This is a genomic window from Deinococcus humi (genome assembly GCF_014201875.1).
Lineage (GTDB): Bacteria > Deinococcota > Deinococci > Deinococcales > Deinococcaceae > Deinococcus > Deinococcus humi.
In genome coordinates this window covers 63,156-79,466 of sequence record NZ_JACHFL010000014.1, presented here as the reverse complement: position 1 = coordinate 79,466, position 16,311 = coordinate 63,156, and the positions used below count along the sequence as shown (strand labels likewise).

Sequence of the window (16,311 nt, the reverse complement as noted above, 5' to 3'; positions counted from 1 at the left end):
GACAGGCTAGGGGCAGGGAGAGCGGGACACCGTAGCGAAAGGCGTGAGGGCGCGCGATCTGCCGGAACGGGGCGAGACCATACATCCAATCCACATCAAAAAGAAGGGAGGCGATGCCTCCCCAACGTCTTAGAACGCTGCCCTAACCCTTGACCCCGCCACGCCGCGCCTGCATGAACTTGATCACGATGGGAATCACGCTGACCACCAGCACCACGGCAACGATCAGCAGAATGTACTGATCCAGATTGGGGATCAGGCCGCCCAGGTAGTACGCCAGTCCGGTGACGCCCACGCCCCACAGCACCGCGCCGATCACGTTGTACAGCGTGAACAGCGCGAACGGCATGCGGCTCACGCCGGCCAGAGTCGGCACCAGCGTCCGCACGATAGGCACGAAACGGGCCAGGATGACGGCCAGCGCCCCATACTGCACGAAGAACTTCTCGGCCTGCGCCACGTATTCGGGTTTGAAGAAGCGCGAGTTCTGATTGCTGAACACGGCGGGGCCGAAGCGCTGGCCGATCCAGTACCCGGCCGAGCAGCCGATAATGCCAGCCGTCACCACCGCCGCCATCACGGCCCACAGGTTCAGCCCGCTGTCGGGGGCCGCCGCCAGCAGACCTGCCGCGATCAGCAGACTGTCACCGGGCAGGAAAAAACCCACCAGCAATCCTGTTTCCGCAAAGACGATCAGGAAGATCCCCAGGTAGGAGGCGGACAGGATGGCTTGGGTCAGATCGTGCATCTAAGGCAACAGGCTACGCGATCCGGGTGAGGGGCGGGTCATCCGAAAGGAGCGGAGCGGAACCCAGGGCGCGGCACAGGGTTAGAGACGTCCTCCCGCATACCGCGTCTCTAATCAGTCCCGAAGCTGAGGAGGTCGAGGCTTGCTGACCTGCTGGCGTCCGGTCATGGCACGGCCCAGCGTGACCTCGTCGGCATATTCCAGCGCGCCGCCCACCGGCAGGCCGTAGGCGATGCGGCTGACTGTTGCCCCTAGCGGCTCCAGCAGGCGTTGTAGGTACAGCGCAGTGGCGTCGCCCTCCACGGTGGTGCCTGTGGCCAGAATGACCTCCTTGCCCTCGGCGACGCGGGGCAGCAGGGGCTTGATATGTAGCTGTTCGGGGCCGACGCCGTTCATGGGACTCAGGACGCCGTGTAGGACGTGGTACAGGCCCCGGTACTCGCCGCTACGCTCGATGGCAATGACGTCGCCGGGTTCCTCCACCACGCAGATCAGGGCCTGATCGCGCGCCGGATCGCTGCACACGTCGCAGATCTCGGCGTCGGTGATGTTGAAGCAGACCGGGCAACTGTGCAGATCACGCTTGGCCGACAGCAGTGAGCCCGCCAGTCGCTCAATGTCCTCACGCGGCTGCTCGAACAGGTAGAAGGCCAGCCGCTGGGCGCTCTTCGGGCCGATGCCCGGCAGACGCGACAGCTCACGGATCAGCGAGACGAGGGAGGGGGGATATTTCATGGGCGACCACGGCTGAGCGCCATGCCCTGGCTATCCATTTTGCGTGCGTTCGCCGTCCTCAAAATCCGGGAATTCCCAGCCCGCGCGTAGCGTCCTGCTGCAGGGCGTCGGCCTGGGCGCTGGCGTCCTGAATCGCCACGAGCAGCAGGTCTTCTAAGGCTTCCACGTCGTCCGGATCAACCGCCTCGGGCTTGATTTTCAGGGCCGTGACCTTGCCGTGACCGTTCATGGTGACCGTCACCAGACCGCTAGCGCTGCCCTCCACTGACTTGGTCGCCAGATCTTCTTGGATCTTGGCGGCGGCGTTCTGGGCCTGCTGCATCTGCTTCATCAGCTTCTTCATGTCCATAGTGCCCGCATTCTAGCTGGGACACCGGCGGGCGAAGGTGGATTGAGCGGTGAACTGGCCAGGGGGTGCCGAGCTTGCCTTTGCCCTCGCCCACACGGCGTATGTTGGAAGGCGATGTTGCTCGATCAGCTGGGACGGCCCCTGCGAGACCTGCGGATCAGCGTGACCGACCGCTGCAATCTGCGTTGCACTTATTGCATGCCTGCCGACATTTTCGGCCCCGACTACGCCTTCTTGCCGCGCACCGAACTGCTGAGCTTCGAGGAAATTGAGCGGCTGGCCCGCACCTTTGTCGGTCTTGGGGTCCAGAAGCTGCGAATCACCGGCGGCGAGCCGACGCTGCGCCGGGATCTGCCCGAGCTGATCTCGCGCCTCGCTCAGATTGAGGGTGTGCAGGATATCGCCCTGACCACCAACGGCCTGCTGCTGCCGCGTCTGGCTCCCGCTTTGCGTGCAGCGGGCCTGAACCGCGTGACGGTCAGCATCGATAGCCTGGACCCGGAGGTTTTCGGGCGGATGAACGGTCTGGGCACGCACCCGCAGAAAGTGCTGGACGGCATTGAGGCCGCCCTGAGCGCAGGTCTGGGCGTCAAGATCAACACGGTGGTGCAGCGCGGCGTCAATGACGACGGGTTGCGCAACCTGTGGCTAGCCCTGCGCGACAAGGCCGTGCTGCGCCTGATTGAGTTCATGGACGTGGGCAATCACAACGGCTGGAATCTGGATAGTGTGGTGCCGTCGCGCGAGGTGCTGGCCCGCCTGAGTGCGGACGGCACGGGGGCGGAATTCACGCCGGTCAGCCCCAATTACAGGGGTGAAGTGGCCGCCCGCCACGTGGGCGCGGACGGCCACGAGATCGGGCTGATTTCCTCGGTCAGCGCACCCTTCTGCGGGGATTGCTCGCGGGCACGCATCTCGGCGGTGGGCGTGCTGTACACCTGTCTGTTTGCTGGGGCGGGCACCGATCTGCGCGCCCCCCTGCGGGCCGGCGCCGACGATGAGGCCATGCACGAGCTGATCGCGGGTGTCTGGAGAGCACGCCGCGACCGCTACAGCGAGGAACGCGGCGAGGTGACACGGGAACAGAAGGTAGAGATGTCGCATATCGGCGGCTAGAGACCGTCGACTCTACAGGAGTGTCACCCACGGCGTTGCAAGGCGCTCAAGCGGAATCGTTTCCATTGATCCAGCTTTATGGAACTGCGTTGTGGAGGTTCAGGGGCATGACTGCTCTGGTTCTCCTGCGGGGCATTTAACCACCCAAACTGGAGAATCTGATCTTTTTAAGTATGACTCCCAGATGAGCCACTGTCCAGACAACCTTGTGTACCTCGGACACTAACCTTAAGATAGGGTTCAGCTCTGTCGCGTGTGAAAATGCATGCGCGGAGTGTCCTGGAGGGATGCATGGCGAAGTACCCGCTGATTAAATCCACCTTGAAAGACCGGCTGCTGGGTGGCCATTACGCCGAGGGGCTGCCCCTTCCCAGCGAACCACAACTGGCCCGCGAATTCGAGGTCTCGCGTATGACCGCCCGCCGCGCCATTGACGAGCTGGAGCGTGAGGGCTACGTGTACCGTGTGCAGGGCGCCGGCACCTTCCCCACTGGCAAACGCTTCCGGCAGGGCACCTTTCGGGTGCGGCCCTTCAAGGAGTGGGCGCGCCATCCTGATCACCGCACCACCGTCCTGCGGGCCATGCAGATTGAGGCCACCCCCGAGATCGCCATCGTGCTGCAGATCCAGGCGGGCGATCCGGTGATCTTCGTCCACCGCTTGCGGAATGCCGGGGATGAGGCACTGGTGATCGAGAAACGCTACATCAACGCCGCGCTGGCGCCGGGATTGCTGGACCAGAATCTCAACGCCGAGAGCATCCACGAAACGATGGTCGGCATGGGCGTGCCGATGGCCAGGGTCGAGCAGAATCTGGAAGCCGTGAATCTGCGCCAGGAAGAGGCGGATCTGCTCCGGGTGCCGCTGGGCACTGCTGCCTTCCTGCTGCGCCGCACCACCTACAGCGGTTCCAGGCGTGCCAGCTACGTTAATTACTGGGTGCGTGGAGACCGCTACGCCTTCCAGGACACGTTTGAGCCATGATGTAGAGTAGCGGGTGGCGGGCAATCCCAGCGCCACTGCTCGCCTTTAACCCACAACAAATGAAGCACGCAGCAGGCCACAGAAAACCGCCCCAGAGTAGGGGCGGTTTTTTTATGATCGGATGCTTCAGGCAGCTTTGTTCTTGTGCGCGCCCTGGGCAGCGTCCACCAGCGCCTTGAAGGCTTCGGGTTCGCGGGCGGCGATGTCGGCCAGCACCTTACGGTTCAGGTCAACGCCGGCCAATTTCAGGCCGCCGATGAAGGTGGAGTAGTTCATGCCATGCAGGCGGGCGCCCGCGTTGATACGCTGAATCCACAGACGGCGGAAATCCCGCTTCTTGTTGCGGCGATCCCGGTACTCGTAGGTCGCGGCGTTGAGCAGCGTCTGGAAGGCGTTGCGGTACTGCTTGCTGCGCGAGCCCCAGAAGCCCTTGGCCCGCTTGAGGACCTTCTTGTGACGGCGGCGGCGGACGATGCCCGTCTTGACGCGAGGCATTATTTGCCTCCCTTATACGGCAGCATCTTCTTCATGCGGCCCCACTCGCTCTGGGCGAGCACGAAGCCCTTGCCCTTGCCGCGAATCTCGTCACCGCTTTTGCCGGTGTTCTGGTGGCGCTTACCGCTCTTGAACGCCATCACTTTGCCCGTGCCGGTGATCTTGATCCGGCGCGTGGCGCTCTTGAGTGTCTTCATCTTGGGCATGGTTGGCCCTCCTGTGTAGTCCGTTCGCGCTGGCGTTCGCCAGGCTCACGTCTGGGGTTCGGGCCGCTCAGGCTTTGATGTGCGCCTGTGCCGTTTGGTCGCCCTGCCCCACTTGACCAAGAGAAGACTATACGCGAGTCAGGGAGGGTGCGGCAAGGGGCGCGCAGGTGAATTGGCACTTCAATCCTGATTACCCATACCACGCCTCTCCGTTGATTCCACAGGCAACCAAGGCAAGACCTAAGCATTTTCCGTGCTGCCCCTGCGCCAGTTCACGTCCTATGCCCTATGGAGGTCCTTTCCGGCCTCCTGTCGCGCCTGAGTGTGACTCACCTGAACAAGCCGTTCGTCTAGTCGCCATCGTCACCACGGGCGGGCTGAGCAATCCGCTGATCAGCATGCTGGAAGACGGTATGAGTCTGCTGCTGCCGTTGCTGGCCGTTGTCCTGCTGACTGCCTTGATCTTCGTCGGCTACCAGTTGTGACACGTTTGTGGGGCCGTCGTCAGACGCTGTAGCCGCCAGAGATTACAGAGACAACTGGGAGAAGTTGAGAGTTACCACGCCCATGCTTGAGCGCTTCGCCCAACACGGTCCACAACTAATGAGCTTGCGGCAAACCCAGGGTTGACACGGCCTTGAGGTGACGATTGAACATCTCGTCCACGAGTAGCGCCCCGACAGTCGATCTGAAGCTCTCGCGCGACAGGCCGTCGGCTCTCTCATGCCTATACCCCGGATTTTATGGAACGGCAAACAGGATCTCGGATCTCTGCTGCATTCTGTCCTCTCAAATCTAGCCAAATGTTTCAAAATATTTTGACAACTATCAAAATCACATCTAGTCTCTGGGCATGCAGGGATGCAAACACTGCAAATTGCACACGCATGAGGAGACGCCATGAAACTGATCACGGCAGTCATCAGGCCCGAACGGGTCCAGCAGGTCAAGGAAGCGTTATTTCAGGCGGGCATCAGTGGCATCACGCTCTCGAAGGTCAGCGGGCACGGCGGCGAGCAGGAACTTGTGGAGCATTACCGGGGCACGCGGGTCATGATCGAGTTCCGCGACAAGGTGGAGATTCGTATGGCCGTCAGCGAGCCCTTCGAGCAGGCCGCCATAGACGCGATCTGCCGGGGTGCGCGCACCGGCGAGGTCGGAGACGGCAAGATTTTCGTGCAACCGCTCGAACGCGTCATCCGCATCCGCACTGGCGAAGAAGGCAATTCGGCCCTGACGCCCATCACCGAGAAGAAGCTGGCCCCGGCATGACGACCCACACTGCAAGGAGCGTGAATCCCATGAAGCTCAAGACCTTCTTTGCCCTGACCCTCGCCCTGGGCGGCGTGGCACTGGCGCAGGATGCGCAGCCGGAACTGAACACGGGCGACACAGCCTGGATGCTGGCCTCAGCGGCGTTGGTGCTCCTGATGACACCCGGTCTGGCCCTGTTTTACGGGGGCCTGACCCGCGCCCAGAGCGTGCTGAACACCATGATGATGAGTGTGGTCTCGATTGGGCTGGTCGGCGTGCTATGGATGCTGGCGGGCTACAGCATTGCTTTTGGTGGGGGCGGCAATGCTTTCGTCGGCTCGCTGGCGAACGTTGGCCTGAATGGACTGGCCGACCAGTTGACCGGAACCATTCCCACCTATGTCTTCGCGGCGTTTCAGACCATGTTTGCCATCATTGCGCTGGCACTGATCTCTGGCGCGGTGGTCGAACGCATGCGCTTCGGGGCTTTTGTGCTCTTCGGGGCACTCTGGACGCTGCTGATTTACTCGCCGCTGGCGCACTGGGTCTGGAGCGCCGATGGGTGGTTGTTCAAAGCTGGAGCGCTGGACTTCGCGGGCGGCACAGTGATTCATATCGCGGCGGGAATCAGCGCGCTGGTGGCCGCTTTCGTGCTGGGACCACGTATCGGCTTTCCGCGCAATGCCCACGTGCCGCACAACGTGCCGCTGGTGTTGCTGGGCGCTGGGCTGCTGTGGTTCGGCTGGATGGGCTTCAACGCAGGCAGTGCGCTGGCAGCCAACCAGGTGGCTGGACTGGCCTTTCTCACCACGCTGATCGCTCCCGCCGCAGCCATGCTCACCTGGCTGGGCCTGGAAAGCAGCCGCGGCGGCAAACCCACCGCCGTCGGGGCCGCCACCGGACTGGTGGTGGGACTGGTAGCCATCACCCCCGCCTGCGCCTTCGTCAGCCCCTGGGCCGCCGTGATCGTGGGCGTGGTGGGTGCTGCGGCCAGCTACGGCGCGGTGCAACTCAAGCACCGGATGGGCGCGGACGACTCGCTGGACGTGTTCGCATGCCACGGCGTCGCTGGAATCGCGGGGGCGCTGCTGACCGGGGCGCTGGCCTGGACCACGGCGCAGGGCAAGCCGCTGGGCGAGCAACTGCTGGTCCAACTCGTGGGTGTGCTCGCTTCGCTGGTCTGGGCCGGTGTGGGCTCGTTCATCCTGCTGAAGCTGGTCAGCGTGGTCATGCCGCTGCGGGTTCCAGCCAGTCAGGAAGTGGGGGGCATCGACATCAATGCCCACAGCGAGCAGGGCTACGCCGACAGCGAGACCGGGCTGGGCGCCCCCGTGTTCCTGGGCGGCGACTGACCTACCGCCCCGCCGCTCTATTCGGCCAGCCCCGACCGCATCCCCGGTGGCTGGCCGTTTTTGTGGCAGCGGGGGTCGAACTACAGGGGTGGTCAATCGCGCTTCCAGAAGTGGTGAATAGGGCCGCTCCAGGGACGCTTGCCCCCACAGCCATTTGTAAAGGCTGTGTTACGATATCGGGTGAGTCTGACGCAACTGTTACAAACGGGTCGGGCCGCCGCAATTCTTGCAGTTCACCCCAGATACCTCATCCCCCAAAGGATGGGGCTTTTGAAGCGGCTGAAGCTCGCGAGGGTTGCCGGAACAGAAGGAAAAGGAGGAGTGGAGTTTTGGACGTCTCAAGTAAGGTCTTGAACGAACTAGCGCAGCGGGAAGCCGCGCTGGACGCACAGATCGAAGCGGCGCGCGAGGAAGCCAGGCGGGTGGTGGCCCAGGCTGAATCACAAGCCGCGCAGATCATGCAGCAGGCCGAGGCCCAGGCCAGGCAGATGGCGGCGGAGCACGAGCAGCGGCTGTCGGCGGAAGTCGGTCAGATTCGCGACGCGGCGAGCGCCGACGCCCGCACTCAGGCACAGGCCACCCGTGAGCGCGCTGAGGGCAAGCTGGGACACGCCGTCGAAACGATCATGCGGGCGGTCCTACCGTGATCAACCCGATGCAGCAGGTGGTGGTGGCGGGCCGTCAGAGCGACAGCCGCCCGATCATGCAGGCCCTTCAACAGGTCGGCGTGCTGCATATCGTTCCGCTGGAGGCGCAGGGATTCCAGAGCGGTCCTCTGGCGGGCGAAGCAGCCGATCAGCGCCGCGACGCCGAGCGGCTGCTGGCCCGCACCGAAAGCACCCTGGGCGAGCTGGAGGCGTTGCGCCCTGACCGCGTCGCGGCCCTCCCTGACGAAAGTCAGTGGTCTGCGGTGGTCGAGGCCGCTGCAAAACCTGCCTCTGCCCTCATGGAGCGCGAGACAGAGTTGCGAACGGAGCTGGACACAGCGCGCACTTACGGCGATACCGTGAGCGCGCTGTCGCGTGCAGCGGGAACGCTGGACCGCAGCCCACGCATCACGCTGATTCCGCTGACCATCGAAAAGGCAGAGGAACTGGCGGCGACCCAGGACGCGCTCAAGGGCGAACTGGGAGACCGCTTCGCCATCGGTGCGGAACGCGTCGGTGAGCGCGCGACTGCCGTGGTGGTGGCCGTGCTGCGCGCGGACCGCGACCGTGCCCGCGCCGCGCTGGGCAAGGCCCGTCTGGGCGAGCTGCGGTTGCCGGGGCGTTTCGAGCGGATGCCCCTGTCTGACGTGGCCGCCGCCTTCAACGCGATCAGCAAGAACAATCCGCAGGAGCTGGAGCGGGTGCGCGCCGAGAAGAACACGCTGGCCTCGCAACACGCGGCCACGCTGTTTCCCATTCGGGACGCGCTGGCAGACCGAGTGGGCATTGATGACGCCCGTGCGCAGACGGCCCGTGGCAAGTACGGATTCGTCTTGCAGGGCTTCGTGCCCACCGACCGTGTGCCGGACCTGAACCGTGCGCTGGAGCCGTACAAGGCCAGCGCCGTGATGGAACTGCATCCGGTGGACGAGCACGGCGACTCCGGAGCCATCCCGGTGCAACTCAAGAACGGGTCCTACACCGAGAACTTCGAGTTCATGCTGAACATCAGCGATCCGCCCAAGTACGGCACCTTCGATCCGTCGTGGATCGTGGCGTGGTTCTTCCCGCTGTTCTTCGGCTTCATCGTTGCGGACATCGGTTTCGGACTGCTGTATCTGGCCGTGGCCCTGTGGGGTCTGGCGCGTGCCGCACGCGGCGTCAGTCTGCCAGTGGGCCTGCTGGGCATCACCCTTGATCCGGCCACCCTGAAACGGGTCGGCGTGGTGCTGCGCACCATGGGCCTGTGGAGCATCGTGTGGGGTGTGCTGACCGGTGAGTTCTTCGGCAACGTGTTCGAGAAACTGCACATCTTCTTCTACAACCCCGAGCTGATCAGGAACATCTGGGGCGTGCAGCTCAGCCCCACCACGCTGGAAACAATCGTGGAAGAAGGCCATGACCACGGTCTGCTGCCCATCCTGTTCCCGCGCGTGCTGTCGGACTTCTCCAACACCATCATGCTGATCTGCATCGCGGTGGGCATCATCTTCGTGCTGTGGTCATGGGCCCTCAAGGCGCAGCTGACCTGGAAGCACAAGCATATGCACCACTTCTGGGAAGCGGTGGGCATGCTGGGCGGCCTGATCGGCCTGATCATGGTGGCCTACGTCAGCCGCGCCGGACAGGATTTCGGCGCACTGAGCAACTTCGGCAATCCGCTGGTGCTGCTGATGCTGCTGGGCTTCGTCGTGTTCATCGTTGGCTTCTTTGCCAGCAAGACACCACTGATGCTGATCGAGGTGCTGTCCAACGGCGGCAACATCATCAGCTTTACCCGTCTGTTCGCGGTGGGTGTGGCGGCAGCCATTCTCGCGAACCTGGCGACGGACGTCGGCTGGAGCCTGGGCGGCGTGCTGCCGATCATCGGGCCACTGCTGGGCATCCTGCTGGGCGTCATCGTTCACGCCTTCCTCTTCGCCCTGACCATCCTGGGCCACATCATGCAGCCCATCCGTCTGGTCTGGGTGGAGTATCTCAACCCCACCGGCTTCTACCAAGAAACCGGCACCCGCTACACTCCTTTTGCCCCTGTGGCACGGAAATAAACCACTCTTCCAAGCCCTCGTCCCAACTCGCAGCAAGACCTGATTTCCCCGGAGGAAACACATGAAGAACACCGCTATCCAGAAAGCCGCAAAATACGCCCCCGCCCTGACCTTGATGACCTTCGCCGGCTCTGCCTTCGCGCAGGAAGTCGCCGCGACCGGCGCAGACGCCAACGCTGCGGGCCTCAAGGCCATCGGCGCGGGCCTGGCCCTGGGCCTGGGCGCCGTCGGCACGGGTCTGGCGCAGGGTCCGATTGGTGCCGCCGCCGCAGGCGTGGTGGCCGAGCGTCCCGAGAAGTTCGGTCAGATGGCGATCTGGTTCTTTATTCCTGAAACGCTGGTCATCTTCGGCTTCGTCGGCTTCTTCCTGCTGCGCGGGTAAGCGATGAGCCTCGGTGACATCCTAGAACAAGAAATCCAGGGCGAAATCACCCAGATTCGCTCTGGCGCGCAGGAGCGGGCCGCGCAGATCGTGGCCATGGCCCAGGAGCGCGCCCAGAGCATGATCGAGGGCCGCAGGCGCGCCCTGGAAAGCGAGTACGCCGCCGGGCTGACCCGCGCCCGCAGCGCCGCCGATCTGGACAGCAATGCCCAGCGCCTGGCGGCCTCCGACACCTTGCAGGTCAAGGCCTTCCAGACCGCTGAGCAGTTCATCATCAGCATGACGGGCGCCCCCGAATACCCACAGGTGCTGACCAAGTTGATCGAGGAGGGCCTGCATGCCCTCCCCACGGCGGAAGTCATCGAGACCTCTGCCGCGGAGCAGGACGCGGTGCGTCAGGCGCTGTCCGTGCTGGGCCGTCCTCTGGACGTGCGCGTCAACAACTCGGTCAAGACTGGCGTGCGCCTGCTCGGCCCCGGTGGCAAGACCAGTGTGCAGAACACCCTGCTGGGCCGCCTGGAAGCTGCCCGCCCCACCCTGAGCGCCGAAGTCTCACGCATGCTGGCCGAAGTCTAGGGGGCTGAACATGAACAACCCCTACGGGTACATCAACGGGCGCGTCCGCATGATGCGGACCGCCCTCGTGGAAGCCCGCGCTATGGACGACGTGCAGAACACGCTGAACTACCAGGAATTCCTGCGCCAGATCAGCGAGACGCCGCTGCGCGAGGATCTGGGCGAGGCCACCGCGCAGGGGGCAGGGCTGGGACAGCTTGACGAGGCCCTGAGCCGCAACTATCTCAAGGCCATCTCGCACCTGCGCTCAATTGCCACCGGGCAGCCTGCACGCGAGATTGAAGCGATGCTGCTGCGCTATGACCTTCAGAACGTCAAAACGCTGGTGCGCGGTGTCCAGACTGGACGCGCGGCGGACGACATCGTGGCGGGCCTGATCCCGGCGGGCACCCTGCCGTGGTCGGCCCTCCAAGGCGCGGCCCAGAGCGCGGACGTCGCCAGCCTGGCCCAGACCCTGAGCGTGGCGGGCGGCAAGATCGGTCAGATCCTGCGCGCCGCTGTCAGCAGCGGGGCCAGTAGCCTGCTGGATCTGGAAGTCGCGCTGGACCAGGGCTACTACCGCGCCGTGCTCTCGGGCGTGCGGGGCACGAATGTCCGCCGCTACTTCACGCGCGAGATCGACATTCGCAACCTGCTGATCGCCCGCCAGCTGCGGGGCGCGGCTCCCAATGTCCGCTACTTCATCCCCGGCGGACGCGACGTGTCCGAGGCCGATTTTCTGCGCATTGCGGGCGGCGACAACAGCGTCTCGGCTCCGGATCTGGGCGCCATTCTGGAAGCCCCTGATCTGGGCAGTTCCGAGGCGATTGCCCGCCGTCTGCTCGACGAGGCCAGCCGCAACGTGGCCATGGCCGACGCGCTGGGGCCCGGCGTGGCTCTGGATTACCTGCGCCGCAAGGAACAGGAAATCGCTCGCATGCGTCTGATTGGCCGGGCCAAGTTCTACGGCCTGAGCAAGGATGAGCTGCAAAAGGAGCTGGAAGGTGCGTAAAGTCGTCGTTCTGACCGATCACGAAACGGCCACTGGCTTCCGTCTGGCCGGGGCCGAGGTGGTCGACACCACCCCCGAGCGTGCCCAGGCTGAGCTGGAAAAGCTGATCACCGAGGGGGACTATGGCCTGGTGGCCGTGGACACCAGCCTGATCGCCGATCCGGCAACCGCCACGGCCCGCGTCATGCGGGGTCGTGACCTGCCCATCTTGCTGCCCATCCCCAGCCTCAAAGACGCCTTCTCACCGGAAACCGTGGACGCCAAGGCGTACATGGGAAAACTGGTGCGCGAAACCATCGGCTTCGATATCAAGCTGTAAGCAGTCACGAGGTCAAACCGTCTAACGGCCAGACGGCACAAAGCACAAATGCCGCACTGTTCCGCCCTTAGACTGTTTGACCTCCCGACTTTTTGACCTCTCTCAAGGAGCATTATGACCCAGAACAAGAGTGGCGTCGTGCAGAGCATTGCCGGACCTGCGGTGATCGCGGACGGCATGTACGGCGCGAAGATGTACGACATCGTGCGCGTGGGCACGGAACGCCTGGTGGGCGAGATCATTCGCCTGGACGGCAACACCGCCTTCGTGCAGGTGTACGAGGATACCTCCGGCCTGACCGTGGGCGAGCCCGTGGAAACCACCGGGCTGCCGCTGTCGGTGGAACTGGGACCGGGGATGCTCAACGGCATCTACGACGGCATCCAGCGTCCGCTGGACAAAATTCGCGAGGCCTCGGGCGACTTTATCGCTCGGGGGATTGAGGTCTCCAGCCTGGACCGCACCCGCCTGTGGAACTTCACCCCCAGCGTGCAGGTGGGCGACGAGGTGAGCGGCAGCTCGATCCTGGGCACCGTGCCGGAGTTCGCCTTCACCCACAAAATTCTGGTTCCACCGGAGAAGAGCGGCAGAATCCGGAGCGTGGTCGCCGCCGGTGAGTACACCATCGACGATACTATCGCCATCCTGGAAGACGGCAGCGAGCTGCGTCTGGCCCACTACTGGCCCGTGCGCGCCCCGCGTCCTGTTGCCAAGAAGCTCGACCCCAGCCTGCCCTTCCTGACCGGGATGCGCATTCTGGACGTGCTGTTCCCGCTGGTGATGGGCGGCGCGGCGGCGATTCCTGGCCCCTTCGGTTCGGGCAAGACCGTGACCCAGCAGAGCGTGGCCAAGTACGGCAACGCCGACATCGTGGTGTACGTGGGCTGCGGCGAGCGTGGCAACGAGATGACCGACGTGCTGGTGGAATTCCCTGAATTGGAAGACCCCAAGACCGGCAACCCCCTGATGCAGCGCACCATCCTGATCGCCAACACCTCCAACATGCCGGTGGCGGCGCGGGAAGCCAGCGTGTACACCGGGATCACGCTGGCCGAGTACTTCCGTGACCAGGGCTACAGCGTGTCGCTGATGGCCGACAGCACCAGCCGCTGGGCCGAGGCGCTGCGTGAGATCAGCTCCCGTCTGGAAGAAATGCCCGCCGAAGAAGGGTACCCCCCCTACCTGGGCGCGAAGCTGGCAGCGTTCTACGAGCGCGCCGGGGCTGTCAAGACCCTAGGCGGCGAGGACGGCGCAGTCAGCGTGATCGGCGCCGTTTCTCCCGCCGGCGGCGACATGTCCGAGCCGGTCACCCAGGCCACCCTGCGAATTACCGGCGCATTCTGGCGTCTGGACGCGGGCCTGGCCCGTCGCCGTCACTTCCCCGCGATCAACTGGAACGGCTCCTACAGCCTGTTCACGCCGATCCTGGACCGGTGGTACCGCGACAACGTCGGCACCGACTTCCCCGAACTGCGCCAGCGCATCAGCAACATCCTGCAGGAAGAAGCGGCCCTGCAGGAAGTGGTGCAACTCGTCGGCCCGGACGCCCTGCAGGACAACGAGCGGCTGATCATTGAGGCCGGGCGCATGCTCAGGCAGGACTTCCTGCAGCAGAACGGCTTCGACGCCGTGGACGCCTCGTCCTCGATGCCCAAGAACTACGGGTTGATGAAGATGTTCCTGAAGTTCTACGAGGAAGCCGACTCGGCCCTCAAGAACGGCGCCACCATCGACGACATCATCCAGAACCCGGTCATCGAGAAGCTGGCCCGCGCCCGCTACGTGGCCGAGAACGAATTCATGGCTTACGGCGAGGGCGTCATGGACGAACTCGACCAGACCTTCAAGGGAGTGACCGCATGACCCTTCTTCAGAAGGAATACAACGACGTCGCCTACATCTCCGGGCCGCTGCTGTTCGTGAACGCCGCCAGTGACCTGGCCTACGGCGCCATCGTCAACATCAAGGACGGCAGCGGCAAGCTGCGCGGCGGCCAGGTCATCAGTGTGACCGACCAGAACGCCGTGATTCAGGTGTTCGAAGAAACGCGCGGCCTCGACCTCGCCACCGCCTCGGTGAGCCTGGTGGAAGACGTCGCCCGCCTGGGTGTCAGCAAGGAAATGATCGGCCGCCGCTTCGACGGCCTGGGCCGCCCCATTGACGGTCTGCCCGCCGTGGTGGCCGAGCGGCGCCTGAGCATCAACGGTCAGGCGATGAACCCCACAGCCCGCGCCAAGCCCGAGGAGTTCATCCAGACCGGGATCTCCACCATTGACGTGAACACCAGCCTGATCCGTGGGCAGAAGCTCCCGATCTTCTCCGGCTCCGGCTTGCCCCACAATGAGCTGGCCGCCCAGATCGCACGGCAGGCCAAGGTGCCGGGCCACGAGGGCGACTTCGCAGTGGTCTTCGCGGCCATGGGTCTGACCCAGCGCGAGGTGTCCTTCTTCACGCAGGAGTTCGAGCGCACCGGTGCGCTGGCCCGCTCGGTGCTGTTCCTGAACCGCGCCGACGACCCCGCCGTGGAACGTCTGCTGACGCCGCGCATGGCGCTGACGACGGCCGAGTACCTGGCTTTCGAGCACGGCTACCACGTCCTCGTGATCCTGACCGACCTGACCAACTACTGCGAGGCGCTGCGTGAAATCGGCGGCGCGCGCGAGGAAATCCCCGGACGCCGTGGCTTCCCCGGTTACATGTACACCGACCTCGCGTCGCTGTACGAGCGGGCCGGCGTGGTGCAGGGCAAGCCCGGTTCGGTCACGCAGATTCCCATTCTGTCCATGCCCGACGACGATATTACCCACCCCATCCCCGACCTGACCGGCTACATCACTGAAGGGCAGATCGTGGTGGACCGCACCCTGAACTCCAAGGGCGTGTTCCCGCCGATCAACCCCCTCCCCAGCCTGAGCCGCCTGCAAGGCAACGGCATCGGCAAGGGCAAAACCCGCGCGGACCACAAGAACGTGTCTGACCAGCTGTTTGCGGCCTACGCCAACGGGCTGGACCTGCGCAAGCTCGTGGCGATCACGGGTGAAGACGCCCTGACCGACACCGACAAGCTGTACCTGCGCTTTGCCGACGACTTCGAGAACTACTTCATCGGCCAGGGTGACCAGGATCGCAGCATCGACGACAGCCTGACCGTGGCCTGGGGCATCCTGTCCAAGCTGCCGCAGAGCCAGCTGACCCGCCTGAGCAAGGACTCCATCGACAAGTTTTACGGCGAGAAGATGGACGAGATGTGGCGCGGCGGACGCAGCATGAGCATGTAAATAAGCCTGGAGGTCTAACCGCAGCGTGCCGTAGTGGTTAGACTTTCTAGGACATTCACCGACAAAGGAGGTGAACACACATGGCAGGACAGATCAGCCCCACCCGCAGCGCGATGCTGGCGAGCAAGGCCAGCCTCAAGACCGCGCAGAGCGGCGCAGACCTCCTCAAGCGCAAGCGCGACGCCCTGATCGGCGAGTTCTTCGCGCTCGTTAAGGACGCGCTGGCCGCCCGCGAGGAACTCTCCGGCGTCAGCAAGGGCGCCTACACCAGCCTGTTCGGCGCGAAGGCCTGGGACACCCCGGAGGCCGTCGAGAGCCTGAGCTTGGCCGGCAGCGGCGACTACGCCATCGACATGCAGATCGACAACCTGTATGGCGTGAAAGTGCCGCGCATCGAGCTTCCCGAGCGTGACAGCGCCACAGCGTTCAGCCCGATCAACGTGGGCGCCCGCACCATCCAGGCTGCCACCGATTTCAGCGGTGTGATGGACGGCATCGTCAAGGTGGCCGCTACCGAGACCAAGCTGCGCCGGATCGGCGAGGAGATCAAGAAGACCTCGCGCCGCGTGAACGCGCTGGAGCAGGTGCTCATTCCCGGCATTCAGGACGACATCCGTTTTATCCGCAGCGTTCTCGACCAGCGCGAACGTGAGGCCAGCTTCACCCTGAAGAAGATCAAGGCCAAGCTGGAAGCCGACGCCAAGAAGGACAAGGAAAACATGCAGGCTGGGAACCACGGCTCCGCAGCAGACTGAAGTCCATGGGCAAAGAAGACCGCCTCCAGTTGGGGGCGGTCTTCTTTATTGCCTGGATTTTCAGGAGCCGGGCAAG

19 protein-coding genes are annotated in these 16,311 nt (G+C 64.1%); 14 read left to right on the top strand and 5 right to left on the bottom strand.

From position 1 onward, the window contains the following. Window positions 1-142: 142 nt before the first annotated feature. From HNQ08_RS19915 to HNQ08_RS19905, 3 genes are all read right to left on the bottom strand, one after another. Window positions 143-748 (bottom strand): DedA family protein, encoded by a 606-nt coding sequence (locus tag HNQ08_RS19915; RefSeq protein ID WP_184136092.1) that lies wholly within the window; start codon window positions 746-748, stop codon window positions 143-145. A gap of 114 nt (window positions 749-862) precedes the next feature. Then, on the bottom strand, window positions 863-1,483 hold the full coding sequence (recR, locus tag HNQ08_RS19910) for a recombination mediator RecR (protein WP_184136089.1): 621 nt from the start codon (window positions 1,481-1,483) through the stop codon (window positions 863-865). A 58-nt stretch (window positions 1,484-1,541) separates the two neighbouring features. Then, a complete protein-coding gene (locus HNQ08_RS19905) occupies window positions 1,542-1,832 on the bottom strand; it encodes a YbaB/EbfC family nucleoid-associated protein (protein WP_184136086.1) in 291 nt (96 codons plus the stop codon). Between the two features lie 114 nt (window positions 1,833-1,946). Here HNQ08_RS19905 and moaA point away from each other — a divergent pair, with 114 nt between their 5' ends. Continuing rightward, entirely contained in the window at window positions 1,947-2,948 is a 1,002-nt protein-coding gene (gene moaA / locus HNQ08_RS19900) for a GTP 3',8-cyclase MoaA (protein ID WP_184136084.1), read from the top strand. Window positions 2,949-3,239: 291 nt separating this feature from the next. Then, a complete protein-coding gene (locus HNQ08_RS19895; protein ID WP_184136082.1) occupies window positions 3,240-3,932 on the top strand; it encodes a GntR family transcriptional regulator in 693 nt (230 codons plus the stop codon). A gap of 126 nt (window positions 3,933-4,058) precedes the next feature. Here HNQ08_RS19895 and rplT read toward each other — a convergent pair whose 3' ends face one another. Next, window positions 4,059-4,427: a 50S ribosomal protein L20 gene (gene rplT, locus HNQ08_RS19890; RefSeq protein WP_184136079.1), complete on the bottom strand. Its 369-nt coding sequence runs from the start codon at window positions 4,425-4,427 to the stop codon at window positions 4,059-4,061. After that, window positions 4,427-4,633 carry a 50S ribosomal protein L35 gene (gene rpmI, locus HNQ08_RS19885; protein ID WP_184136077.1) on the bottom strand — a complete coding sequence of 69 codons (207 nt, stop codon included), beginning with the start codon at window positions 4,631-4,633 and terminating at the stop codon, window positions 4,427-4,429. Before rpmI ends, rplT begins: the two co-directional genes overlap by 1 nt. A gap of 167 nt (window positions 4,634-4,800) precedes the next feature. Here rpmI and HNQ08_RS19880 point away from each other — a divergent pair, with 167 nt between their 5' ends. From HNQ08_RS19880 to HNQ08_RS19825, 12 genes are all read left to right on the top strand, one after another. Further along, a complete protein-coding gene (locus HNQ08_RS19880) occupies window positions 4,801-5,118 on the top strand; it encodes a DUF4126 domain-containing protein (RefSeq protein WP_184136075.1) in 318 nt (105 codons plus the stop codon). A 415-nt stretch (window positions 5,119-5,533) separates the two neighbouring features. Beyond that, window positions 5,534-5,905 carry a P-II family nitrogen regulator gene (locus tag HNQ08_RS19875; protein ID WP_184136073.1) on the top strand — a complete coding sequence of 124 codons (372 nt, stop codon included), beginning with the start codon at window positions 5,534-5,536 and terminating at the stop codon, window positions 5,903-5,905. Window positions 5,906-5,934: 29 nt separating this feature from the next. Next, a complete protein-coding gene (locus HNQ08_RS19870) occupies window positions 5,935-7,239 on the top strand; it encodes an ammonium transporter (RefSeq protein ID WP_184136071.1) in 1,305 nt (434 codons plus the stop codon). A gap of 329 nt (window positions 7,240-7,568) precedes the next feature. Further along, window positions 7,569-7,886 carry a V-type ATPase subunit subunit G family protein gene (locus HNQ08_RS19865; RefSeq protein ID WP_184136069.1) on the top strand — a complete coding sequence of 106 codons (318 nt, stop codon included), beginning with the start codon at window positions 7,569-7,571 and terminating at the stop codon, window positions 7,884-7,886. Then, the gene (locus HNQ08_RS19860; RefSeq protein ID WP_229790134.1) at window positions 7,883-9,934 is read left to right on the top strand and encodes a V-type ATP synthase subunit I; all 2,052 of its coding nucleotides are present in this window, start codon (window positions 7,883-7,885) and stop codon (window positions 9,932-9,934) included. The genes HNQ08_RS19865 and HNQ08_RS19860 overlap by 4 nt, the downstream gene beginning before the upstream one ends. Window positions 9,935-9,995: 61 nt before the next feature. Beyond that, window positions 9,996-10,316 carry a V-type ATP synthase subunit K gene (locus HNQ08_RS19855; RefSeq protein WP_139322952.1) on the top strand — a complete coding sequence of 107 codons (321 nt, stop codon included), beginning with the start codon at window positions 9,996-9,998 and terminating at the stop codon, window positions 10,314-10,316. Between the two features lie 3 nt (window positions 10,317-10,319). Beyond that, the gene (locus HNQ08_RS19850; protein WP_184136067.1) at window positions 10,320-10,892 is read left to right on the top strand and encodes a V-type ATP synthase subunit E; all 573 of its coding nucleotides are present in this window, start codon (window positions 10,320-10,322) and stop codon (window positions 10,890-10,892) included. Window positions 10,893-10,902: 10 nt separating this feature from the next. Beyond that, entirely contained in the window at window positions 10,903-11,883 is a 981-nt protein-coding gene (locus HNQ08_RS19845) for a V-type ATPase subunit (RefSeq protein ID WP_184136065.1), read from the top strand. Beyond that, window positions 11,876-12,202 carry a V-type ATP synthase subunit F gene (locus tag HNQ08_RS19840; RefSeq protein WP_425321361.1) on the top strand — a complete coding sequence of 109 codons (327 nt, stop codon included), beginning with the start codon at window positions 11,876-11,878 and terminating at the stop codon, window positions 12,200-12,202. The genes HNQ08_RS19845 and HNQ08_RS19840 overlap by 8 nt, the downstream gene beginning before the upstream one ends. Window positions 12,203-12,316: 114 nt before the next feature. Then, a complete protein-coding gene (locus tag HNQ08_RS19835; RefSeq protein ID WP_184136061.1) occupies window positions 12,317-14,065 on the top strand; it encodes a V-type ATP synthase subunit A in 1,749 nt (582 codons plus the stop codon). Next, a complete protein-coding gene (locus HNQ08_RS19830; protein ID WP_184136058.1) occupies window positions 14,062-15,480 on the top strand; it encodes a V-type ATP synthase subunit B in 1,419 nt (472 codons plus the stop codon). Before HNQ08_RS19835 ends, HNQ08_RS19830 begins: the two co-directional genes overlap by 4 nt. A gap of 80 nt (window positions 15,481-15,560) precedes the next feature. Next, a complete protein-coding gene (locus HNQ08_RS19825) occupies window positions 15,561-16,235 on the top strand; it encodes a V-type ATP synthase subunit D (protein ID WP_184136056.1) in 675 nt (224 codons plus the stop codon). Window positions 16,236-16,311 lie beyond the last annotated feature (76 nt).

Excerpts from the sequence above, each read along its gene's own strand:
- HNQ08_RS19855 (WP_139322952.1), top strand. The coding sequence starts at position 9,996 with ATGAAGAACACCGCTATCCAGAAAGCCGCAAAATACGCCCCCGCCCTG.
- HNQ08_RS19830 (WP_184136058.1), top strand. The coding sequence starts at position 14,062 with ATGACCCTTCTTCAGAAGGAATACAACGACGTCGCCTACATCTCCGGG.
- HNQ08_RS19875 (WP_184136073.1), top strand. The coding sequence starts at position 5,534 with ATGAAACTGATCACGGCAGTCATCAGGCCCGAACGGGTCCAGCAGGTC.
- rpmI (WP_184136077.1), bottom strand. The coding sequence starts at position 4,633 with ATGCCCAAGATGAAGACACTCAAGAGCGCCACGCGCCGGATCAAGATC.
- HNQ08_RS19845 (WP_184136065.1), top strand. The coding sequence starts at position 10,903 with ATGAACAACCCCTACGGGTACATCAACGGGCGCGTCCGCATGATGCGG.
- HNQ08_RS19895 (WP_184136082.1), top strand. The coding sequence starts at position 3,240 with ATGGCGAAGTACCCGCTGATTAAATCCACCTTGAAAGACCGGCTGCTG.
- recR (WP_184136089.1), bottom strand. The coding sequence starts at position 1,483 with ATGAAATATCCCCCCTCCCTCGTCTCGCTGATCCGTGAGCTGTCGCGT.
- rplT (WP_184136079.1), bottom strand. The coding sequence starts at position 4,427 with ATGCCTCGCGTCAAGACGGGCATCGTCCGCCGCCGCCGTCACAAGAAG.
- HNQ08_RS19835 (WP_184136061.1), top strand. The coding sequence starts at position 12,317 with ATGACCCAGAACAAGAGTGGCGTCGTGCAGAGCATTGCCGGACCTGCG.
- HNQ08_RS19870 (WP_184136071.1), top strand. The coding sequence starts at position 5,935 with ATGAAGCTCAAGACCTTCTTTGCCCTGACCCTCGCCCTGGGCGGCGTG.
- HNQ08_RS19825 (WP_184136056.1), top strand. The coding sequence starts at position 15,561 with ATGGCAGGACAGATCAGCCCCACCCGCAGCGCGATGCTGGCGAGCAAG.
- moaA (WP_184136084.1), top strand. The coding sequence starts at position 1,947 with ATGTTGCTCGATCAGCTGGGACGGCCCCTGCGAGACCTGCGGATCAGC.
- HNQ08_RS19850 (WP_184136067.1), top strand. The coding sequence starts at position 10,320 with ATGAGCCTCGGTGACATCCTAGAACAAGAAATCCAGGGCGAAATCACC.
- HNQ08_RS19905 (WP_184136086.1), bottom strand. The coding sequence starts at position 1,832 with ATGGACATGAAGAAGCTGATGAAGCAGATGCAGCAGGCCCAGAACGCC.
- HNQ08_RS19915 (WP_184136092.1), bottom strand. The coding sequence starts at position 748 with ATGCACGATCTGACCCAAGCCATCCTGTCCGCCTCCTACCTGGGGATC.